The 20,672-nt window shown below is 74.3% G+C and carries 23 protein-coding genes and 1 tRNA gene; 12 read left to right on the top strand and 12 right to left on the bottom strand.

Annotation, left to right across the window (positions count from 1 at the left end; translation table 11 throughout):
- Window positions 1-128: 128 nt before the first annotated feature.
- The 4 genes from ACEPPI_RS03775 to ACEPPI_RS03790 are packed head-to-tail and all read right to left on the bottom strand — an operon-like array spanning window position 129 to window position 5,077.
- The gene (locus ACEPPI_RS03775; RefSeq protein WP_373913808.1) at window positions 129-1,460 is read right to left on the bottom strand and encodes an AAA domain-containing protein; all 1,332 of its coding nucleotides are present in this window, start codon (window positions 1,458-1,460) and stop codon (window positions 129-131) included.
- Complete coding sequence (locus tag ACEPPI_RS03780; protein ID WP_373913809.1) at window positions 1,457-3,040, bottom strand: hypothetical protein; 1,584 nt, start codon at window positions 3,038-3,040, stop codon at window positions 1,457-1,459. The genes ACEPPI_RS03775 and ACEPPI_RS03780 overlap by 4 nt, the downstream gene beginning before the upstream one ends.
- Window positions 3,028-4,218 carry a hypothetical protein gene (locus tag ACEPPI_RS03785; protein ID WP_373913810.1) on the bottom strand — a complete coding sequence of 397 codons (1,191 nt, stop codon included), beginning with the start codon at window positions 4,216-4,218 and terminating at the stop codon, window positions 3,028-3,030. The genes ACEPPI_RS03780 and ACEPPI_RS03785 overlap by 13 nt, the downstream gene beginning before the upstream one ends.
- Complete coding sequence (locus ACEPPI_RS03790) at window positions 4,157-5,077, bottom strand: phosphatase PAP2 family protein (protein WP_373913811.1); 921 nt, start codon at window positions 5,075-5,077, stop codon at window positions 4,157-4,159. Before ACEPPI_RS03790 ends, ACEPPI_RS03785 begins: the two co-directional genes overlap by 62 nt.
- A gap of 117 nt (window positions 5,078-5,194) precedes the next feature.
- Here ACEPPI_RS03790 and ACEPPI_RS03795 point away from each other — a divergent pair, with 117 nt between their 5' ends.
- Window positions 5,195-5,791 carry a histidine phosphatase family protein gene (locus tag ACEPPI_RS03795; protein ID WP_373913812.1) on the top strand — a complete coding sequence of 199 codons (597 nt, stop codon included), beginning with the start codon at window positions 5,195-5,197 and terminating at the stop codon, window positions 5,789-5,791.
- A gap of 70 nt (window positions 5,792-5,861) precedes the next feature.
- Here the strand turns inward: ACEPPI_RS03795 and ACEPPI_RS03800 are convergent, their stop codons facing one another.
- A complete protein-coding gene (locus ACEPPI_RS03800) occupies window positions 5,862-7,184 on the bottom strand; it encodes a tetratricopeptide repeat protein (protein ID WP_373913813.1) in 1,323 nt (440 codons plus the stop codon).
- A 263-nt stretch (window positions 7,185-7,447) separates the two neighbouring features.
- Here ACEPPI_RS03800 and ACEPPI_RS03805 point away from each other — a divergent pair, with 263 nt between their 5' ends.
- Together ACEPPI_RS03805 and ACEPPI_RS03810 are read left to right on the top strand one after the other, a co-directional pair.
- A complete protein-coding gene (locus tag ACEPPI_RS03805; protein ID WP_373913814.1) occupies window positions 7,448-7,900 on the top strand; it encodes a hypothetical protein in 453 nt (150 codons plus the stop codon).
- Window positions 7,901-7,934: 34 nt separating this feature from the next.
- Complete coding sequence (locus ACEPPI_RS03810) at window positions 7,935-8,843, top strand: spermidine synthase (protein WP_373913815.1); 909 nt, start codon at window positions 7,935-7,937, stop codon at window positions 8,841-8,843.
- 146 nt (window positions 8,844-8,989) lie between these two features.
- Here the strand turns inward: ACEPPI_RS03810 and ACEPPI_RS03815 are convergent, their stop codons facing one another.
- Window positions 8,990-9,556, bottom strand: coding sequence for a hypothetical protein (locus ACEPPI_RS03815; RefSeq protein WP_373913816.1), 567 nt, complete (start codon window positions 9,554-9,556; stop codon window positions 8,990-8,992).
- A 78-nt stretch (window positions 9,557-9,634) separates the two neighbouring features.
- On the opposite strand from ACEPPI_RS03815, the gene ACEPPI_RS03820 reads away from it, so the two are divergent.
- The 6 genes from ACEPPI_RS03820 to ACEPPI_RS03845 all read left to right on the top strand — a co-directional run bounded on the left by ACEPPI_RS03820 (window position 9,635) and on the right by ACEPPI_RS03845 (window position 13,928).
- Complete coding sequence (locus ACEPPI_RS03820; protein WP_280915177.1) at window positions 9,635-10,321, top strand: response regulator transcription factor; 687 nt, start codon at window positions 9,635-9,637, stop codon at window positions 10,319-10,321.
- A 10-nt stretch (window positions 10,322-10,331) separates the two neighbouring features.
- Window positions 10,332-11,717, top strand: a complete 1,386-nt coding sequence (locus tag ACEPPI_RS03825) for an ATP-binding protein (RefSeq protein WP_371678432.1) — start codon at window positions 10,332-10,334, stop codon at window positions 11,715-11,717.
- Between the two features lie 58 nt (window positions 11,718-11,775).
- Window positions 11,776-11,940 (top strand): DUF5993 family protein, encoded by a 165-nt coding sequence (locus ACEPPI_RS03830; RefSeq protein ID WP_373913817.1) that lies wholly within the window; start codon window positions 11,776-11,778, stop codon window positions 11,938-11,940.
- Between the two features lie 178 nt (window positions 11,941-12,118).
- Window positions 12,119-12,592 carry a hypothetical protein gene (locus tag ACEPPI_RS03835; protein WP_373913844.1) on the top strand — a complete coding sequence of 158 codons (474 nt, stop codon included), beginning with the start codon at window positions 12,119-12,121 and terminating at the stop codon, window positions 12,590-12,592.
- 203 nt (window positions 12,593-12,795) lie between these two features.
- Window positions 12,796-13,458 (top strand): NADPH-dependent F420 reductase, encoded by a 663-nt coding sequence (locus ACEPPI_RS03840; RefSeq protein ID WP_373913818.1) that lies wholly within the window; start codon window positions 12,796-12,798, stop codon window positions 13,456-13,458.
- A gap of 173 nt (window positions 13,459-13,631) precedes the next feature.
- The gene (locus ACEPPI_RS03845) at window positions 13,632-13,928 is read left to right on the top strand and encodes a DUF3303 family protein (protein ID WP_373913819.1); all 297 of its coding nucleotides are present in this window, start codon (window positions 13,632-13,634) and stop codon (window positions 13,926-13,928) included.
- A gap of 223 nt (window positions 13,929-14,151) precedes the next feature.
- On the opposite strand, the gene ACEPPI_RS03850 is transcribed toward ACEPPI_RS03845, so the two are convergent.
- The gene (locus ACEPPI_RS03850) at window positions 14,152-14,649 is read right to left on the bottom strand and encodes a MarR family winged helix-turn-helix transcriptional regulator (RefSeq protein WP_373913820.1); all 498 of its coding nucleotides are present in this window, start codon (window positions 14,647-14,649) and stop codon (window positions 14,152-14,154) included.
- A 77-nt stretch (window positions 14,650-14,726) separates the two neighbouring features.
- The gene (locus ACEPPI_RS03855; protein WP_373913821.1) at window positions 14,727-14,885 is read right to left on the bottom strand and encodes a hypothetical protein; all 159 of its coding nucleotides are present in this window, start codon (window positions 14,883-14,885) and stop codon (window positions 14,727-14,729) included.
- Here ACEPPI_RS03855 and ACEPPI_RS03860 point away from each other — a divergent pair.
- Window positions 14,884-15,705, top strand: a complete 822-nt coding sequence (locus ACEPPI_RS03860) for an NAD(P)H-binding protein (RefSeq protein ID WP_373913822.1) — start codon at window positions 14,884-14,886, stop codon at window positions 15,703-15,705. The genes ACEPPI_RS03855 and ACEPPI_RS03860 overlap by 2 nt on opposite strands.
- Window positions 15,706-15,774: 69 nt before the next feature.
- Complete coding sequence (locus tag ACEPPI_RS03865) at window positions 15,775-16,818, top strand: LacI family DNA-binding transcriptional regulator (RefSeq protein ID WP_373913823.1); 1,044 nt, start codon at window positions 15,775-15,777, stop codon at window positions 16,816-16,818.
- 71 nt (window positions 16,819-16,889) lie between these two features.
- On the opposite strand, the gene ACEPPI_RS03870 is transcribed toward ACEPPI_RS03865, so the two are convergent.
- From ACEPPI_RS03870 to ACEPPI_RS03885, 4 genes are all read right to left on the bottom strand, one after another.
- Window positions 16,890-16,962, bottom strand: a tRNA-His gene (locus ACEPPI_RS03870).
- A gap of 94 nt (window positions 16,963-17,056) precedes the next feature.
- Window positions 17,057-17,659 carry an oligoribonuclease gene (gene orn / locus ACEPPI_RS03875; RefSeq protein ID WP_266839171.1) on the bottom strand — a complete coding sequence of 201 codons (603 nt, stop codon included), beginning with the start codon at window positions 17,657-17,659 and terminating at the stop codon, window positions 17,057-17,059.
- Window positions 17,660-17,743: 84 nt separating this feature from the next.
- A complete protein-coding gene (locus ACEPPI_RS03880) occupies window positions 17,744-18,919 on the bottom strand; it encodes a helix-turn-helix domain-containing protein (RefSeq protein ID WP_100660955.1) in 1,176 nt (391 codons plus the stop codon).
- A 376-nt stretch (window positions 18,920-19,295) separates the two neighbouring features.
- Window positions 19,296-19,616: a hypothetical protein gene (locus ACEPPI_RS03885; protein WP_373913824.1), complete on the bottom strand. Its 321-nt coding sequence runs from the start codon at window positions 19,614-19,616 to the stop codon at window positions 19,296-19,298.
- A gap of 468 nt (window positions 19,617-20,084) precedes the next feature.
- On the opposite strand from ACEPPI_RS03885, the gene ACEPPI_RS03890 reads away from it, so the two are divergent.
- A complete protein-coding gene (locus ACEPPI_RS03890) occupies window positions 20,085-20,615 on the top strand; it encodes a universal stress protein (protein WP_030229460.1) in 531 nt (176 codons plus the stop codon).
- Window positions 20,616-20,672 lie beyond the last annotated feature (57 nt).

Below are 20,672 nucleotides of genomic sequence, written 5' to 3' on the forward strand. Positions count from 1 at the left end.
TAGCCCGGCAGTGGTCGGAGGGGTGGTGCATGCAGAGGCTGCCTTGGCTGCTCCACCACCCGGGAAACACTCCCTGACGCTGCGGACGCTCATGGGTGAAGTGACCGGACCCCGAGCCCATCCGTGCCCTACGGCTTCCACGAGACTCGGTGGTTCGACCAGAAGTCCCACGTGGACATCATCGCCTCCCATCCGTCCGGGAATTTCACCGTGACGCCCAGCTGGACCGGTTCCGTCGAGGGGTGTTCGTCCAGGAGTTCCGCTATGCCCGCGCGGGCCACCACCACGCAGGCGTGCCGGTGGCGGGAGGCCAGGACGCACAGGCGGCCCGTCTCCAGGTGGAACGCCGTCGCGTCGGGGCGGCCCGACAGGGGGTGCAGGACCACCGTGAGGTCGTACTCGCGGCCCTGGAGCCGGTTCGCGGTGTCCACGGTGACCCCGGTGACGCCCAGCGAGGCCAGGGCCGAGCGGACCGCGGCGGCCTGGTCGCGGTGGGCGGTGCCCACGGCGATCCGGTCGGCCGTCAGCGGGGACGGCCGCGGGGACTGCTCGTCGGCGGTCACGGCGCCCCGGTCCAGCGCCCGCCGGACCACCAGCGCCACCGCCCCCACCGCCTCCGGATCCGTGCGCGGCGTGTGCCGTGCGGGCAGTTCCAGCAGGCCCCAGCCCGACGCGGCGGCCTCGTCCAGCACCCGGTCGGGGCCCGAGCCGTCGCCCGCGACCCCGTACGTGAGCCGCCGCTCGCCCGGACCCGTACCGCTGCGGAACTGGCTGTACGGGTAGAAGGCGCGCGAGACCAGCGGCGCGGCCGTCGCCGGCAGCCGCCACGACACCGGGAGCCGGTGCTGCGGCAGCTGCGGGTTGTGCGCCAGCAGGGTGGACACCGCCGACGCCGAGGGGTCGTAGGACAGGCCCGCCCACTGCTCGGCGCCCACCACGCTGAACGGGTCCAGCTGCCCCGGGTCGCCGACGAACAGCGCCCGGTCGAACAGCCCGGCCACGGCCAGCAGCGCGTCGGAGCGCATCTGGTACGCCTCGTCGACGATCGCGTGCTCCCAGGGCTCCGCGTCCTTCACGTACGCCCACTTCGCGGCCGTGGAGATGGTCACCGGCAGCTCCGCCAGGTCCCCCGGCTTGGCGGACAGGGTGACGGACGGCAGCTCCCGCAGGGCGGGGTCGTACGCGTCACCGTCGCTGCTGTGCAGCCGGCCGACCTTCAGCTCCGGGTCCTTGTCGGCAAGCCGCAGCACCAGGTCGTCGACCTGCGCGTTGGTCTGCGCGACCACCATCAGGCGGCGTCCGGCCGCGGCCAGTTCGCGGGCCGCGCGCACCACCAGCGTCGACTTGCCCGCGCCGGGCGGGGAGTCCACCACCACGCCCCGCTCGGTGCCGTGCAGGGTGTCGCGCAGGATGGCGGCGGTCGCCTCGGCGGCGGCCGCGCCCGGGTCGAAGGCGGTCACAGGAGGTCCTCGTCGGTCACGGAGTCGGGCGGCGTCGGGGCGCTCAGGTGGGCCGGCGGCCCGCCGTGCGTCCACGGGGTGTGCTCGGGATCGGGCAGTTTGGGTCCGCCCCGCGCGTCGTGCTCGAACAGCGTCCAGCACACCCGGTCGCCCTTCTCCGGCACCGAGCCCGCCACCGGTTCCCGGCCCGCGCCCATCTTGTCGAGCACGCGCAGCACCAGCTGCCCGTCCTCCTCGTGGCGCACGAACGCGAACGCCTGCTGGCGCCCGTCGAGCGAGCGGAACACCTTCCCGCCGCCCTCGTCGGCCAGTTGGGGCCGGTCCTCGGTGGCCACCGTCACCAGCGGGCGCGGGCGGGGCCGCTTGCCCTCCGTCCACTCCGTCACCACTTCGGTGACCTCACCGGCGAAGGCCTCGCCCGCGAGCCGCCGGCCCGCCATGACCAGCGGGTCGTCCAGCGCCTCCTGGGCGTCGAGCCGGACCTGCTCGGTCTCGCGCGTGGCCAGCTTCTGGGCCGCGGTCACCGCGTCGTCGCGGCGCGGCTGCGGGGGCTCGCCCGCCCTGACGCGGTCCCGGTGGCCGGTGAAGGACCACCGGTCGCGGGTCCAGCGTTCCGTGGTGCGCTCGCCCGGCGGCAGGGCGCGCAGCAGGGCGATCGCCTCCCAGGTCTGCCGCCAGGTGTGCGCCATCTGCGAGGTGACCAGCTCCCGGACCGCCCGCTCGGTCTCCCGTACCCGCTCCTCGGCGCCGGGTTCCTCCGCGGCCGCCGCCGCCCGGGCCGCGTCGAAACGGCTGATCGCGGGGGCGAGCAGCCCGTTGTCGAAGGCCGGGTCGGTGGCCGGGCCGGCCGGCGGGAACAGCAGCCGGCCGTGCCCGTCGCGGCCGAGCTCCACGTGCAGGGCCCACTCGGCCCCCGACGTGCCCCCGGGCGGAGCTATCCAGCCCAGCAGCGACCCGAGGTGCTGGTCCTCCAGGTTGCTCTGGCCGGTGGCCCAGTGCCGTCCCAGCAGCTCGGTGGCGCTGAGCAGCATCGAGGAGCCGGGGACGCGGGAGCGCTCGGCGAGGTGCGTGAACCAGCGGCCCAGCAACGGCACCCGGGCGGGCGCCGGGTACGGGTTCTCCGGGTCCTCCTCGGCGGTGCGCCGGAACCGCATCGAGCGGCCCAGCAGCCGGACGTACTCCACGCCGGCCCGGCTGGGCACGATGATCTGCGGGGCGTCCACGCACAGTTCGGCCTCGACCTTGGACTTCCGGCCGGTCTCCGGGTCGGTCTCGGTGCGCTCGGCCGGCTCCACGACGTCCGCGTACCCGTCGACGTACGGCATCACGCGCTCCGCCAGTCCGGCCAGGAACGTCCAGCGCAGGTTGCGGTCGCGCGGCTGCGGGACCACCAGGACCAGCGGGTCGTCCGGGTCGGTGCCCAGCATCGCGCCGAGCGGGGCCCCCGCCTCGCCGGCGGTGGTCAGCGGTACGAGGACCAGCGGCCGCTCGCTCAGGTGGCGGTGCCGTACGGTCGCCAGCGGCCGGGCGCGGCCCGCGCGGACGGCCTCCAGCCGGGCCAGGGTGTTCAGCAGGGGCATGCGGGGCCCTCCGGTGCGGGGTGCGGGGGCCGGGCGGCGGCGAGTTCGAGCGCCTCGGCGCGCAGCCGGGCGGCCCGGCGCAGCGCGGCGGCGGTGGGGTCGTCCCCTTCCTCGGAGGTCCCGTCGGCGGGGGCCGGGGAGCCGGCCGCGGCGAGGGCGGCGTCGACGGTGGCCAGCCCGCCCAGCTCCCCCCGTACGGAGCGGCCCAGCGCGGCGGGGTCCCCGGCGGCGCGGGACCGCTCGCGGCAGTGGAAGGCCAGCTCGCAGGCGGCCAGGCACTCGGGGGCGTAGGCCGCGTCGACGGCGGAGACGGCCTCGGTGAGTTCCCCGGCGGGCCGGGCCGGGTCGAAGCTGAGGCCCGCCGGCAGGTCGGCGGCCAGTTCCTCGACCCGGGTCAGCCGCTCCATCTGGCGCAGGGTCACCGCCCGTTCGCGGCGCACGTCGACGGGCGCGGCGGTGGGCAGGTTGGAGAAGTCCTTGGGGCAGACGAGCAGCACCCGGTGGCCGACCTCGGCGCCGGGCACCTTCCCGGCGGTCCGCTCCAGGGCGAGCACGTAGACGGCGGCCTGCCGCGCGGCGGCGCCCACCTTCGCGGAGTCGGCGGCCCCGTCGATCATCGGGAACGACTTGATCTCCACCACGCTCCACCGGCCGCCGGGGTCCACCACGACCGCGTCGGGCTCCAGGTAGGCGGGGGTGCCGGCCACCTCCAGCGCCAGCATCGGATGGTCCAGCAGCGTCCACGCCCCCGCGGCGGTGGCCTCGCGCAGGGCCAGCGCCGTCCGGGCGGCGCGTCCCTCCGGTCCGGCGGCGGTCAGGTCGGGCACCCGGGCGTCCGGTCCGGGGGGCTCGGCGGCCCCGCCCAGGAGGGTGTGCGCGAGCCGCAGCAGTTCGGCCCCGCCGTCGGCCTTGACCTTGGCCTCGAAGGAGTTGCCGCGGACGATGGCGAACTGCGACTGGCCGAACGCGGCGGGCGTGCCCAGGGCCGCCGCGAGCGCGCCCTTGTCCACCCCGGCGCCGTCGAGAAGGGCGCGTCTGCCGCATCCGGGGTTGGCCGCGAGCGCGGCCAGGGAGCGGGCGTCGAGCGGCCGGGGCGGCACGGCGGGGCCGCGCAGGTCAGCGAGGCGTTGCCGCAGTGTCGTCGTCTGTGCGGGAGCGGCGGGCGGGTAGGAGCTCACGGGCGGAAGTGTCCCATCCGCCACTGACAAGCGTGGACGTACCGTGAAAACCGGCCGGTTGTGCCTCCGGAGGAGCGCCCGCGGCGGGGGCGGGCGCGGTGTCCTTCGCGCGGTCCGGTGCGGAGGAAGGTTCCTGCGCCCGGCGGGCGGCGAGGCGGCGTGCGATCGCCAGGCCGGCGCCCATCACGGCGGCGCCGGCGACGGCGTCGAGGAAGTAGTGGTTCGCCGTCCCCATCACCACGACCGCGGTGAGCGCGGGATAGGCCAGGCCCAGCGCCCGTACGAGCGGACGCCGTGCGTACCGCCACACCAGGAGCCCGCACCACAGGGCCCATCCGACGTGCAGGCTCGGCATGGCCGCGTACTGGTTGGTCAGGGAACCGAGTCCGCGCGGGGCGCTCGCCTCGCCGCCCCACCAGCCGTAGGCGCTGTACCGGGCCATGGTGTCCGTGAACCCGTACGGGGCGTCGAGCAGCCGGGGCGGGCAGGTGGGCAGCAGGGTGAAGCCGATCAGTCCGAGCAGGGTGGAGGCCACCAGCCAGGTGCGGGCGGTGCGGTAGTGCGCGGGCCGCCGGCGGTAGAGCCAGAGCAGCACGGCGGGGGTGACCAGGTAGTGCAGGGAGGCGTAGACGAAGTCGGCGGGTATGCCGAGCGCGCCGGTCTGCGAGAACAGCCGGTTGAGGGGTCTTTCGAAGTCGAGGTGCAGGAGTTCCTCGGCGCGCAGGATCGCGAGCCCGTGGCCGACGGCGAGGTCCGCGTCGCCCCGGGCGAGGAGCCGGCCGGCCGAGTACGCGCCGTAGACGAGACCCAGGAGCAACAGTTCCGCCCACCAGCGCGTGGGCCAAGGCCGTTTGGTCATGAGGTGTATGACGCCCGTGGGACGGGCGGAGTTGCCCCGTGTGCACGTCGTGGATGATGGACGGACGACGGAACCGCTGCATCCGGGGCGAACGCCCACGAACCGGGAGAAGAAGATATGGCCCCCCGCATCCTGCTGGCCCGCCACGGCCAGACGGCATGGTCCCGGCTCGGCAAGCACACCGGGCGCACGGACGTGCCCCTGCTGGACGAGGGCAGGCAGGGGGCGAAGCTGCTGGGCGAGCGGCTCGCCCGCGAACCGTGGGCGTCGCTGCGCGGCCTGGAGGTGCGCACCAGCCCGCTCGTCCGGGCGAGCGAGAGCTGTGACCTGGCGGGCTTCGGGCTCCAGGCGGAGCCCTGGGACACCCTCATGGAGTGGGACTACGGGGACTACGAGGGCATGACCCCGGCCGAGATCCAGGCGGTCCGGCCCGGCTGGCTGATCTGGCGCGACGGGGTCCCCGGCGGCGAGTCCGTCGCCGACATCGCGGCGCGGGCGGACGAGGTCGTGGAGTGGGCCCGCGCGGCCGAGCGGGACGTCCTGGTCTTCGCCCACGGCCACGTCCTGCGCACCCTCGCCGCCCGCTGGCTCGGCTTCGAGGCCTCCTTCGGCGCCCGCATCCGCCTGGACCCCACCTCCCTCTCGGTCCTGGGCTGGGCCTACGGGGCCCCCGCGCTGGAGCGCTGGAACGACACGGGCCACCTCGACGGCTGACCGCGCCCGGCCCGTGGCCCCGGCTCGTACTCGCGCGGCCCGGCTCGCACTCCCGCCGCCCCGCCGCCGGTCAGGCCTCGGCGTGACGGGTCAGGAAGGCGCCGACGCGCGGGGAGCGCTGGTGGGGGACCAGGGTGCGGGCCGTGCCCGACAGCATCGAGCGGATCCGCGTCGACTGGACCTCGGAGAGCAGGTCCAGCACCCGCCCGCCCGCCCAGGCGGCCTCGTCGGGGGCGCCCGCCCGCGCCAGGTCCTCGGCCAGCTCCGCCGTATAGAGGGCCACGTTCCGCGCGAAGTGGGGGTCCTGGAGGTCGGCCGCCCGCCGGGCGTGCCGGGCCGCGCGGGCGTGCTCCCCGAGCGCCGCCCAGCAGCGGGACTCCAGCGATTCCAGCTCGGCCTCGCCGAAGAAGGACATCCACTCCGGGTCGTCGCCCGACGCGCCCCGCGCGAACTCCGTGTGCGCCCGCGCCAGCGCCTCCTCGCAGGCCCTGCGGTCCGCGAGCCCCGACCAGCCGCCCGCCTCCCGCAGGGCCAGCAGCGACAGCAGCCGGGGGGAGCCCAGCGAGCGGGCCGCGCGCCGGCCCGCCTGGGCGGCCCGTACCGACTCGCGGGGGCGCCCGCAGTCCCGGGCCAGGAAGGCCATGTTGCTGAAGGCGTGGGCCTCCAGGGCCGCGTCCCCCGACACCCGGGCGGTGGCCAGGGCCTCCGCGTAGTGCGAGAGGGCGTCCTCGAAGCGGCCCGAGTCGTGCGCCAGCCATCCCACCGAGACGGCCAGCTCCCCGGCCCCGGCGTGCAGCCGGTCCTCGGTGGACTGGCGGGTGGCCCCCGCGTCCAGCAGCGCGTAGGCGGTCCGCAGGGGCTCCGCCGCCCGCCGGTAGAGGGCGTCCGCCCCGTGCCGGTCGTCCAGCAGCCGGATCTGTCGTACGGCGTCCTCGACGGCGGCGGCCTCGGCCTCGCCCGCGCGGGAGGGGATCCGGCGGGTGTCGCCGAGCAGGGTGAGGCTGAGCGTCGCGGCCGCCACGGTCGCGGAGCCGCCCGCCATGAACGCGCGACGCAGCACGTCGCTCTCCTTGGAACGGTGGATGGGGTGGGCGAGGACGGGAGGCACGGGCAGGGCGCGCTGCGCGGAGCGGCCGCGCACCGCCTCGCGCGGGGAGAAACCGAGGTCGGCCAGGGTGCGGCCGGGGAACATGTGGAGGAAGACCCGCTCATAGGCGTAGTTGGGGCAGCGGATCTCGCCGGATTCGACCCGGCCGATGTAACGGGCGTCGCAGGAAACCGTTTCGCCGATCTCCCGTGCGGCCCGGCGCACCAGGGCCGCGAACTCGGCGGGGGAGTGCTGCCCGCGCAGCCGCCGGAAGGATGAGTTGAGTGAGTGGGGGGACGCCGCCATGGACGTGGCCTCTCTGGACAATCTCAGGTGATCCCGGTTGATCCCTGTCGATCTCGCCCCGGAGCGCGGCTCCGGCGCGCATGAACGTACCGCCGCCGAGGGTCCGTTCATGCGGTGTTTGGCTACAAAACGGATATCTCACCCGCGATCCGCCATGAACTGCCATCCTTTGCGGCGTCTTGCCGCCGCACCCGTTGACGCCCCCGTGCGTTGAACCCATGCGGATACGGATCGAGGAGGGGTTCCCCTTGGTGGAGGCCGGCATGGACAGCACTGGAACGAACACCGCGCACGAGCCCGGCGCGACCCCCCTGCTCCCGGTCCCGGTTCCGGCCGCGGCCCCGGACCTGGTGACCGTGCCCACCCGGCAGGGCCTGGAAGCGGTGGACATCATCCGCCGCGGCGCCGGCCGCACCGCCCCCGGTACGGGCCCCGGCGCCCCCGGCGTCGGCCCGGTGCTCCACGACGGCTCCGGCGACACCCTCGGCTTCCTCGTCCCGCCCGGCACCGCCGACGCGTGGGACCTGCCCGGCAGCGCCTGTACGCAGACCAACGGGCGCGGCATGCGCTTCGGCGACGCCGTCTCGCCGGCCTCCGGCGGCACCGGCTGGCTGCTGCCCCCCGACGCCGTGGGCCCGGTCACCGACCCCGAGGTGCTGCGCGCTGCGCTCGGCGAGGCGGCCCGGCTGATCGAGGCGGCCGACAACTGTCGCTGACGCGCCCGATGCCCTGACCAGCCATAATGGAGGGGTGGCAGGCAAGAGCAAGGGCGGCAGGAGCGGCGGTGCTCCCCGGGGCGGCACCTCCCGGGGCGGTGGCGGGTCGGTCGCCGGGCCGGTGGCCGGGCAGGTGGCCGGCGGGCTGGCCGAGCTGGCCCCCGACCGTGAGCGTTCCCGTGCCTGGACCCTGCTGATCGACGGGGCCCCGCAGTCCCACGTCGACCTCGACGACCCCGGTCACCTGGACTTCGCCTACCAGCGCCGGATCGGCCACCTCATCGACCTGATCGCCCCCGCCCGGCAGCCCCTGAACGTGGTGCACCTGGGTGGCGGCGCCTTCACCCTGGCCCGCTACACCGCGGCAGCCCGCCCCCGCTCCACGCAGCAGGTGGTGGAGATCGACGGGGCCCTGGTGGCCTTCGTACGGGAACACCTGCCGCTGGACCCGCAGGCACGGATCCGCGTACGGGCCGTGGACGCGCGGGCGGGACTCGCGAAGGTGCCGGACGGCTGGGCGGACCTGGTCATCGCGGACGTGTTCAGCGGGGCCCGCACCCCGGCCCACCTGACCAGCGCCGAGTTCCTCGACGACGTACGGCGGGCGCTGAAGCCCACCGGCTGGTACGTGGCCAACCTCGCGGACGGCCCGCCGCTGGCCCACCTGCGGGGCCAGGTCGCCACGGCCGCCTCCCGGTTCGGCGAGCTGGCGCTCGCGGCGGACCCGGTGGTGTGGCGGGGGAAACGTTTCGGCAACGCGGTGCTCGTCGCCGCCGACCGGGAGCTGCCCGTGGCGGAGTTCACCCGGCGGGTGGCGAGTGACCCGCATCCCGGCCGGGTCGAGCACGGCCGGGCCCTGGCCGACTTCACCGGCGGGGCGGCCCCGGTCGCGGACGCCTCGGCCGTGGCCTCGCCGGAGCCCCCGCCGTCGGTGTTCCGCTAGGGCCGGGGCGGGGCGGCCCGGGGGCCGTGGGCGGCGGCCTCGGCGGTCCCGGAGGTCAGGGTGTCCCGATGGCTCCAGCGGCTCCAGCGGCCCCAGCGGCTCCAGCGGCTCCAGCGGCTCCAGCGGCCCCAGCGGCCTCAGGGGCCTCAGGGGTCGACGATCTCCACCACCGGCGGGTGGTCGTGCCAGGTGCAGAACACCGACACCTCGCGGCCGTCGCGGGTGAAGGTGACCCGGATCCAGAAGTCCTGCTTCCACACCTGCATCCGCCAGCCCGCCTCCGGCGTCGCCGACACCAGGCCGGCCGCGGAGGCGCCGAGGTCGAAGACGACACGGCCGCCGGAGACCGAGTAGCCCTTCACCGTGCCGGAACCGGAAGCGGAATTCCCCTCGTCCGTCTCGCGGTACGGGTGTTGCCCGGCCGGCGGCGCGGGCTTCGGCTTCGACGGCGAGGCCGACGGGGCGTCGGCCGAGGGGGACGCCGAGGCCGCGGCCGACGCGGAGGCGGAAACGGAGGAGGACGGGGAGGCCGTCGGCCCCTGGGTGGAAGACGACAGCGGCAACCCGGTCAGGGGCTGCGTCGTCAACGGCACGGCGAGCGGCGGATCGTAGGCCGTCCCGGACATGACCGTGTGCACGCCCCACCACGACAGGGTCACGGCGGCCGCGGTCGCCAGCACCCACGCCAGGGCGTGTACAAGTCCTCGTCGCATCAGGGCACATACTGCACCACCCGCCACAGAGGTGGCCCGGCACCTCCCGGGGTCCCTCGAATGGACTACGGTGCCGCCATGGCAAGTGTGCTCGTGGTCGAGGACGACCAGTTCGTACGTTCCGCCCTGATCCGGCACCTGACCGAGGCCTCCCACACCGTGCGGAGCGTCGGCACGGCCCTGGAGGCCCTGCGCGAAGTCGCCCACCACCGCTTCGACGTGGTCATCCTCGACCTCGGCCTGCCCGACCTCGACGGCTCCGAGGCGCTGAAGATGCTGCGCGGCATCACCGACGTGCCCGTCATCATCGCCACCGCCCGCGACGACGAGGCCGAGATCGTCCGGCTGCTCAACGACGGCGCCGACGACTACCTGACCAAACCCTTCTCCGTCGAGCACCTCTCCGCCCGGATGGCCGCCGTCCTGCGCCGCTCCCAGGCCGCGGCCGCCGAACCGCCCTCCCGCGTCCTGCGCGTCGGCGGACTCGCCATCGACCCGCTGCGCCGCCAGGCCGAACTCGACGGCTCCGTACTCGACCTCACCCGAAGGGAGTTCGACCTGCTGGCCTTCCTCGCGGGCCGCCCCGGGGTGGTCGTGTCCCGGCGCGAGCTGCTCGCCGAGGTGTGGCAGCAGTCGTACGGGGACGACCAGACCATCGACGTGCACCTGTCCTGGCTGCGCCGCAAACTCGGCGAGACCGCCGCACGACCCCGCTACCTGCACACGCTGCGCGGGGTCGGGGTGAAGCTGGAGCCGCCGCTGTGAGCCGGTCCCGATGAGATGGGCCCTGGTCAAGGTGTGCCTCGCGGTCACCACCATGGTGGTCCTGGCCTTCGCCGTACCCCTGGGACTGGTGGTGCGGGAGATGGCCAGCGACCGGGCCTTCTCCAACGCCGAGCGGCAGGCCGCCACCATGGGGCCGACCCTGTCCATCACCACCGACCCCGTCCAGCTGCGCAAGGCCGTCGAGTCCACGCAGATGGGCGCCGCCCGCCGGATGGCCGTCCACGTCCCGGCCATCGGCGGCGCCGCCCCCGTGGACATCGGCGAAGGCTGGGCGGGCGCCCGCGCCGTGGCCGAGACCCGCAGCCTCGGCCGTGCGACCACCGCCCGGGTGACCGGCGGGGGTTCCGCCCTGCTCCAGCCGACCGCCCTGGGCTCCGGCGACATCGCCGTCATCGAGATCCTGGTCCCGGAGAGCGAGGTCAGCAACGGCGTCACCACCGCCTGGCTGGTCCTCGCCGGTGTCGGGCTCGCGCTGGTCGTGGGTTCCGTCGCGGTCGCCGACCGGCTCGGCGCCCGCCTGGTACGGCCCGCCGAACGGCTCGCGGACGCCGCCCACCAGCTGGGCGACGGACGGCTCGGTGCGCGGGTCCCCGAGGACGGACCGAAGGAACTGCGCTCGGCGGCCGTCGCGTTCAACGCCATGGCCGACCAGGTCGTGGAACTCCTCGCCAACGAGCGGGAACTGGCCGCCGACCTCTCGCACCGGCTGCGCACCCCCCTGACGGTCCTCCGGCTCAACGCCGCCTCGCTCGGCGACGGCCCGGCCGCCGAACACACCCGGGCCGCCGTGGAGCAGCTGGAGCGGGAGGTCGACACGATCATCCGTACGGCCCGCGAACAGCGCCCCGCCACCCAGGCGGCCGGCTCGGCGGGCGCCGGCTGTGACGCCTCCGAGGTGATCCGCGACCGGATGGCCTTCTGGTCGGCGCTGGCCGAGGACGAGGGCCGCGAGGTCCGGCTGGCGGGCGTGGACCGTACCGTACGCATCCCCGTGGCCCGTCCGGAGCTCGCCGCCGCCCTCGACGCCCTGCTCGGCAACGTCTTCCGGCACACCCCCGAGGGCACCCCCTTCGCGGTGGACGTGCACGACGCCGGTGACGCCGTCATCGTCCTCGTCTCCGACGCCGGACCCGGCATCGCCGACCCCGACGCCGCACTGCGGCGCGGCAACGACGGCCGCCGCGACGGCTCCACCGGCCTCGGCCTCGACATCGCCCGGCGGGTCGCGGAGTCCACCGGCGGCGACGTCCGGCTGGGGCGCTCCGTACTGGGCGGCACCGAGGTCCGGATCTGGATCGCCCTCGACGGCCGGGCCCGGGGCGACGGCCGCGGACCCGGCGTCCGGCGTGGCCGTCGCAAGCGGCGGGGCAACTGACTGACCCCGGGGGCGCGCCTCGCGGGAGGGAAGTGCCCAGGTCGGTACGGTCCGCCCCATGGACACCCTCATCTTCGGCGGGCTCCTGGCCACCCTGATCGCGATGTACCGGGAGTCGTCCCGGACCGTGGTGCTCGGGGCCTGGTGGGTCTTGCTGGTCGCCGTGGTGCTGCTGATGGCCCACCACATCACCAGCGCTCCCGCCCTCGGTCTGAGCTACTGACCGTGGCCGCGCTGAGCAGCCTCGTGCCGGAGACGGCCCTGGAGGGCGGTCTGCTGGGCCGGACGCAGTACTGGTTCGCATGCCTGTTCACCGTCGGCTGGACGGGCGTCGTCTGCGGCGGCCTCGTCCACCAGCTGGCCCGGGGGAGTACGCCTGCCCGCTCTGCCTCGTGCAGCGGATGTGCATGCTGCTGGCCGCGATCGGGGCGGGGTACGTGGTGCGCACGGGGCTCACCGCGGGCGCGATCACCGGCCGGGACTACATGACGGGCTGGGGCCTGGCCCTGGTCGCCGTGACGGCGGGGTCGTTCGCGGCGGGCCGGCAGACGATGCTGCATGCCCTGTCGGCGGACGGGGGCTACGGCGGCGAGGTGTTCGGCCTGCACCTGTACGTGTGGGCGTGGATCCTGTTCACCGCCTCGGCGGTCGCGATCGGCACCGTCCTGGCCTTCGCCCACTCCACGGCCGACCGGGCCGTCCCCACCGAGGGCCCGGGGCCGTACCGGGCGGCGGGACGGTTCGCGCTGGGCTTCCTGGGGGTGGTGATCGCCGCGGACCTGGCGGCCGTCTTCGTGCAGGAGGGCTTCCACTGGTTCCTGCCGGAGGAGCCCGCGCGCTACGCGTTCTTCCACGACGTCGGGATCCTCGGGTAGGCGACCGCGCCGGGTCGGGGTGGATGGGGTGGATGGGGTGGATGGGGTGGTCGGGCGGGTCGGGGTGGATGGGGTGGTCCGGGTGGTCGGGTGGAATACCGTACGGGCCGGGTGAGTTGAGGCCGCCGGGTGCGCGGGTGCGTTCCCGGGCGGGTCCCGCCCCTCGCCCCACGCGCTGAAGCCCTCGCCTGATTGGAAACCGCATGCGTTACGCAATCCTCGGCACCGGCGTCGTCGGCCGGACGGTCGCCGCCCGGCTCGACTCCCTGGGCCACGAGGTGGTCATCGGCACCCGCGACCCCGGGGCCACCGTGGCCCGCGCCGAGTACGCCGCCTGGCAGGAGGCGCATCCGCGGGTCTCCCTCGCGGACTTCCCCGAGGCCGCCCGGCAGGGTGACGTGCTCGTCAACGCCACCGGCGGGAAGGTGAGCGTCGCCGCCCTGACGGAGGCCGACGCCGCGCACCTGGACGGCAAGATCCTGATCGACATCGCGAACCCGCTGGACTTCTCGAAGGGCTTCCCGCCGAGCCTGGACCCCGTCGACACCGACAGCCTGGGCGAGCTGATCCAGCGGACGTTCCCGCAGCTGCGGGTGGTCAAGACCCTGAACACCATGAACTGCGAGATCATGGTCGACCCGGCCCGGGTGAAGGGGGACCACACCGTCTTCCTCTCCGGTGAGGACGCCGACGCGAAGAAGACCGTGCACGCCCTCCTCTCCTCCTTCGGGTGGCCGGACCGTTCGATCCTCGACCTCGGCGGCATCGAGACCGCCCGCGGTACCGAGATGCTCCTGCCGATCTGGCTCCGGCTGATGGGAGCCCTGGGGCACTCGGAGTTCAACTTCCACATCCAGGGAGCCTGAGCGGCCGGGACCGGGTCCGGCCCTCCTCCTCGTCCCCTCCTCCTCGTCCCCTCCTCCTGGCCTCCTCCTCGCCTCCTCATCCCGGCTCCGTCCCCGTCCTGCCCGGACGGGGGCGCAGATGTTGCCGGGCCCCGGGGCCGCCCGGACCGTGGGGGTGACGGAAGGAGACGCGCATGAGAGTCATGCTCAGGGCCCACATGGACACCGCCGCGACCAACGAGGCCATCCCGACCGGTGCCCTGCCCCAGTCGATCAAGAGGCTGATGGACACGGTCAAGCCGGAGGCGGCGTACTTCGGGCTGCACGAGGGCGTACGGTCCTGCTGGATGGTTTTCGACCTCCAGGACAGCGCCCAGCTGCCGTCGCTGACGTGGGACCTGTTCCAGCAGTTCAACGCCGAGATCGAGGTCGCCCCGGTCATGAACGCCGCGGAGTTGGCGGCGTCGATGGGAGCGCTGCAGTCCTCGTAGCGGCGACGGCGACGGCGACGGGGGCGGAGCCGGACCGGGCCCGCCCCGAGCTGGCCGGTGCCCCCTCCGCCGCCGCGGCGGCCGCTCCGCACGGCAGGGCGGACGGCGTCTGAGCGAGGACCGGTCCGCTGTCCACCGCCGGCACGACGCCCCGGAGCCGGCCACCGCGAACGGCGGGGCCGGCTCCGTCGTGTCCTCCGGGGAGCCCCTGTTCAAGGCGCGGTCAGGCGCGGTCCTCGGCGCGCAGCCGCTGCGTCTGGGCCCGTCCGACCTCGGCGGCGCGGTGGAGGTAGTCGGCGATGACGGTCAGCTCGGCGTCCGAGTAGCCGTCCAGCACGGCGCCGAAGGCGCGGCCCGGGGCGTCCCAGGCCGCGCCGATGCGTTCGCGGGCGGCGGGCGCGAGGACGACGAGCGAACGCCGCCGGTCCTCCGGGTCGGCCCGGCGTTCGACGACCCCCGCCTTCACCAGGCGGTCGACGAGGCGGGTGGCGGAGCCCGAGGTCAGGCCGGTGAGGCGGGCGATGTCACCGGTGGAGACGGGGCCGGGCTCCATGTCGAGGAGGGCCACGCACTGCATGTCCGTGGGGTGCAGGCCGACGTGGTCGGCCATGGCCTGGGTGAAGAGGGAGTAGTCGGCGTAGTGCCGCTGGCTCTCGGTGACGATGCGCGCCAGCAGCTCGGCGCGGCTCCACTCACCCGAACGGGGGGAATCGGTTGACATCGGCTTCTCCATGCCTGAGATTTATCTGTGTCACGCAATGAATGCGTGACGCAGAATCTGCACCACGTAACTCTTGCTCACCCTACCCGGGCCCGAAGCCGTGGCACGGGCCGCGACGGCAACACGCACGGCAGCACGGGCAGCAACCGCACCGACAGCAACAGCACTGACAGCAACAGCACTGACAGCAACAGCACTGACAGCAGCAACACCCGATGAATCAGGAGTCCCACCATGTCCCTCCTCGTCACCGGCGGCCGCGGCGCCGTCGCCCGCCACCTCGGCGGCCTCCTCTCGGCCCGCGGGATGTCCCACCGCATCGGGTCGCGCGAGCGGGACACCCCCGGCGCCGTGCACTGCGACCTCTCCGACCCCGCCACCTTTCCCGCAGCCCTGGCCGGAATCCGGTCCGTCTTCCTCTACGCCGAGGCCTCCGCCGCCGAAGCCTTCGTCGAGGAGGCCGTCTCCGCCGGGGTGGAGCACGTGGTCCTGCTGTCCTCCTCCTCGGTGGTCGGCCCGGATCCGGCCGGGAGCCCGCTGTCGGCCGGACACCTCGCCGTCGAGCAGGCCCTCCTCGCGTCCCCGATACGCAGCACCCTGCTGCGGCCCGGCTCCTTCGCGAGCAACGCCATCGGCTGGTCCTGGGCGCTGAAGTCCGGCCGCCCGGTCCGCCTGCCCTACCCGGGTTCCTACGCCGACCCCGTCCACGAGGCCGACCTCGCCGAAGCCGCCCTCGCCGTCCTGACCGACCCGGCCCTCGGCGGTCGCGCCCACACCCTGACCGGCCCGCAGTCGCTGACCTTCGCCGCGCAGCTCGCGATACTCGGCTCCGTCCTCGGCCGGCCCGTGCCCTTCGACGCCGTCACCCCCGAGGAATGGAAGGCCGAGGTGGAGGGCTACATACCCGGCCCGTACGCCGACGCCCTCCTCGACTTCTGGGCCGCCTCCGACGGCCTGCCCGTCCCGGTCACCGATGCCGTCGAGCGGCTCACGGGGCATCCCGCCCGTTCCTTCGAGACCTGGGCCCGGGACCACGCCGAGGCCTTCGGGGGCTGAGCGGTACCGACCGCCTTCCGCGGGCGCCGACGGGCAGGCCGGGAGTAGATTCGCAGCCTGGAGGCAGCGATGAAGGCTCACGGGCGCAGCGGGGGCCGACCGACCTTGGAGGAGGTCGCTCTCCGGGCCGGGGTCGGGCGCGGCACCGTCTCGCGGGTGGTCAACGGCTCGCCCGGGGTCAGCGCGCGGACCAGGGCCGCCGTCGAGGCCGCCGTCGCCGAGCTGGGATACGTACCCCACCGGGCCGCCCGGGCGCTGGCCGCCGACCGCGCCGACGCCGTCGCCCTGGTCGTCCCCGACCCGCGGGCGCCCCTCTTTCCCGGCGGCTCCTTCATCGAGGTCGTGCGCGGGGTCGGCGCCGTCCTGGCCGACACCGACGTGCAGCTGGTGCTCGCCCTGGCGGGCGGCGAGCGGGAGCGCCGCCGTCTGGAGGGGTTCCTCTCCGGGCGCCGGGTCGACGGGGTGCTGCTGGTGGCGGTGGGCGTCGGGGATCCACTGCCGGAGCTGTCGACGCGGCTGGGCATCCCGGCGGTGCTCGGCGGGCGCCGCTCGGCCGCCGAGACGCTGCCGAGCGTGGACTGCGACGACCGGGAGGGCGCGGCCGCGGCCGTACGCCACCTCCTGGAGCGGGGTCGGCGGGCGATAGCGGCGATCACCGGGCCGCTCGACGCGTACGGGGACCGGTGCCGGCTGGAGGGCTACCGGCAGGCTCTGGTGACGGCGGGGCGCCCCGTGGACCAGCTGCTGATCTCGGCGGGGGAGCCCACCGCGGAGGGCGGCCGGCGGGCCGTGCGCGAACTGCTGGAGCGTCGCCCCGAGCTGGACGCCGTCTTCGCCGCCTGTGACCCGCTGGCGGCCGGGGCCCTGGCCGGGCTGCGCGCGGCCGGCCGTCGGGTACCGGGCGACGTGGCGCTGGTCGGCTTCGGCGACTCCGGGGTGGCCCGGTACCTGGATCCGCCGCTGACCAGCGTCCGGCAGCCCGGGGAGGAGCTGGGCCGGGCCATGGCGCGGCTGCTGCTGGAGCGGATCGCGGGCGGCCGGGGCATGCCGGGAGTGCCGGGGGAGGGGTCGGTGGTCCTGCCGACGCAGCTGGTGGTCCGCGGGTCCTCGTAGAGCGTTCCGGGGGCGGGGAGGGGAATGCAGAAGGCCCCGGTCCGCTTCCGCGTACCGGGGCCTTCCCGCAGGGTGAGTGACGGGACTTGAACCCGCGGCCACCTGGACCACAACCAGGTGCTCTACCAACTGAGCTACACCCACCATGTCCGGTCGCAGAACGACCGGCCGAAGAAAAGGGTACAGGGTCCGGGAGGGTGCTCGCTCCACCCTTTTCCCGCCCCCCTCTCCGGGGGTCCTACTCGCCCGCCACCACGTGCTTGGCGGCGATGGTGCGGGCGGTGTCCGAGTCGGGTCCGGGCTGCGGCACGAAGACCGCCTCCCGGTAGTAGCGCAGCTCGGCGATGGACTCCTTGATGTCCGCGAGCGCCCGGTGGTTGCCGTTCTTCGGCGGGCTGTTGAAGTACGCCCGCGGGTACCAGCGGCGCGCCAGCTCCTTGACCGAGGACACGTCCACGATCCGGTAGTGCAGGTAGCCCTCCAGCGCGGCCATGTCGCGCAGCAGGAATCCGCGGTCGGTGCCGACCGAGTTGCCGCACAGCGGCGCCTTGCGCGGCTCCTTGACGTGCTCGCGTACGTACGCGAGGACCTGGGCCTCGGCGTCGGCCAGCGTGGTGCCGGCGGCCAGCTCGTCGAGCAGACCGGAGGCGGTGTGCATCTCGCGCACCACGTCCGGCATGGTTTCCAGGGCCCGGTCCGGCGGGCGGATCACGATGTCCACGCCTTCGCCGAGCACGTTGAGTTCCGAGTCGGTGACCAGTGCGGCCACCTCGATAAGTGCGTCGTCCGTCAACGAGAGCCCGGTCATCTCGCAGTCGATCCACACCATGCGATCGTTCATGCGCCCCACCTTATGCCGAAGGTCCCCCACATTGGTGCTCGGCCGATGTGGGGGACCTTCGGCAGGCGGTGCCGGGAGTGGTCGCTACGCGTGCTCGCGCAGGACCCGTCCCGGGGAGTACAGCTCCGTCACGCTCGGACCGGAGGCGGCCAGGGCCGCCGCCGCCCGCTGGGGCTGCGGAGTGCGCTGGTGCGGCAGCGGACCGCCCGAGAGCTCGGACACCGGGGACACGTCGGCCTGCGGCCGACGCGCCCGGTAGGCGGAGCGGTAGGCGGCCGGGGAGGACCCCAGCTGCCGGCGGAAGTGCCCGCGCAGCGCGACGGGGGAACGGAACCCGCAGCGTCCGGCGACCTCGTCGACCGAGTAGTCGGAGGTCTCCAGCAGCCGCTGTGCCTGGAGCACCCGCTGGGTGATCAGCCACTGGAGCGGCGCGCTGCCGGTGAGCGAGCGGAACCGCCGGTCGAAGGTGCGCCTGCTCATGTAGGCGCGGGCGGCCAGCGTCTCCACGTCGAACTGCTCGTGGAGGTGTTCCAGTGCCCAGGCGACGACCTCGGCGAGCGGGTCCGCGCCGATCTCCTCGGGCAGCGACCGGTCGAGGTAGCGCTCCTGGCCTCCCGTGCGGCGCGGCGGGACGACGAGCCGGCGGGCCAGTGCCCCGGCCGCCTCGCTGCCGTGGTCCGTGCGCACGATGTGCAGGCACAGGTCGATTCCGGCCGCGGTGCCCGCGGACGTCAGCACGTCGCCGTCGTCGACGAACAGCTCGCGCGGGTCGACGTGGACGGACGGGTAGCGCTTGGCCAGCGTCGGCGCGTACATCCAGTGCGTCGTCGCGGGCCGGCCGTCCAGCAGCCCGGCGGCGGCGAGCACGAACGCTCCCGTGCACAGGCCGACGATCCGGGCCCCCTCCTCGTGCGCCAGACGCAGGGCGTCCAGGGCCTCCGGCGGCGGCGGTGAAGTGATGGAGCGCCAGGCCGGCACGACGACCGTGCCTGCCCGGGCGATCGCCTCCAACCCGTACGGCGCGGTCAGTTCGAGTCCGCCGGTGGTCCGCAGCGGACCGTCCTCCCCGGCGCACACGAGCAGTCGATAGCGTGGAACTCCCGCGTCCTGCCGGTCGATGCCGAACACGGAAAGTGGAATGGAACTCTCGAAGATCGGCCCGCCGCTGAACAGCAGCACGGCGACGATCTCCCTGCGGCGACGCCCCGCGAGCTTCCGGCCCGCGTCGGCGACGACTGCGGCGGTGGAATCCTGGCTCATGGCGCTAAGCCCCCCTTGGGTGTCGCGACTCCTTGGTCTGGTCGCACCTGCACGTTTCCCCTCGGCCTTGCACGTGGATCCCCCGCCGTAAATACATGATCGAATCTACTGCGTCCCGTGGTGTCGGCGTGACAAGTTCAGCACGCAGCGCTATGTCGACTTGGCAACTTGGCGAAAAGCATTCGATCAGGAAGCGTTCCACTCCGCTACCCGGGTGGGAAGCTCGCCGTCCGGCCATGGCCAGTACACGTAGGGTCTCGGCGCCCCCCGACGCTTGTAGTCGCTGGTGGTAGGGGGGTTGGGGGGACATTCCGGCAAGGGGGGCACACGGTCCGGAAGTTGGCTGAAAACAAGCGGGTGTGTACGTGCGAACCGGTCAGTCGTGAGGGGAGAGGGTGCCGGAACCGTGGCAACCGCGGTGCGAACCGGCCCCGCTGCGCGAGTGCCGGCCCCGGTGGCCGAGCGGAAGCGGCCCCTCCGAGCGCCCCCGCGCGGCGGCCCGCTCCGTCTTCTCCGAGTGCCTCAGCAGCACCCGGCAGGCGGCGGTGACGGCGGCCAGCCCCAGCGTCGCCACGGCGGCCCCGCCGTAGGAGGTCCCGTAGACGACCAGGACGACGGGAACGAGGAGGCAGCTGAAGGCGGCCCAGCGCACCACGTCACCCGCCGGGTCGTCAGGGGCGCGCCCGGCGGACCGCACGGACGGGTGAAGAACGGAGGGCGCGTGAGGCCGGGCGGTGGAGTGGGGGGACGGGAGGGACTGCGTCGGCGGAGCGGGCTGGACGGGCTGGACGGGGTGAACCGGATGGCCGGGCACGGCGTACTCCCTGCGGGCTCTTCCTGGACGGTCGGACGCCTGTCCAACGCCTCGCCGCACGGCTCGGTCACTGCGCGCACGGGTGGCGCGCGGGCCTCTCGTCACTGGCTGTAGGGGACAACCGCCATTGCCAAGGCGCTGTCGCTCCGGCATGCTCCCTGGGACGCTCTCCAAGGGCGGCATGCCCTGTGCAGGACAGGAGTGTCGCCGTACCCTGGTGGGTAAGGGCTTGGGAAGATGCTTCCCGGACAGAGCTCCGTCACCCTGCGTCGTCAAAACCGCGTCGTCAAAAACCTGCGTCGTCGAAATCGCCCCTGTCGCTTCCCCCGAGGACTCTTCACCGAGACACCCATGGCCGGTCACGAATTCTCCGAACCCGCGGACCGCAAGCGCAAACCCCTCGCCGATTCCGTATCGAGCGACCTGCGCGCGGTGGAACAGACCCGACTCCCCTGCGACCCGGCCTTCCGGCACGGCGTGGTGGTGGGCTTCGACGGTTCCACGTCCAGTGAGCGAGCCCTCGCGTACGCGATCGGAATGGCCCGGCGCTCGGGCTCCGGTCTGATCATCGTGCACGTGGCCAACCGGCTCCCCACCACCGTCTGGGCGGGCTGCGAGCCACCCGTCTTCGTGGACGTGCCGGACCACCGCACCGAGGTGCTGGGGCTGGAGCTGGCCTGCGCCGACTACCTGTCCGAGGTGCCGTGGATCCTGGTCGAGCGCGGCGGGGACATCTGCCACGAGCTGGAGGAGGTCGGCCGGGAGTACTCGGCCGACGCCATCGTGGTCGGCTCCACGCACGGGATCGTCGGCCGGATCTTCGGCTCGGTGGCGGGCCGGCTGGCCAAGCGGGCGCAGCGACCCGTCGTTGTCATTCCGTAACCCTCTGTACGTCGGTTGTGCGGTTGTGAACCCTCTTGTAAAGGGTAGATAAATGCT

Origin of the sequence: Streptomyces sp. AB3(2024), assembly GCF_041862025.1 — a bacterium.
Lineage (GTDB): Bacteria > Actinomycetota > Actinomycetes > Streptomycetales > Streptomycetaceae > Streptomyces.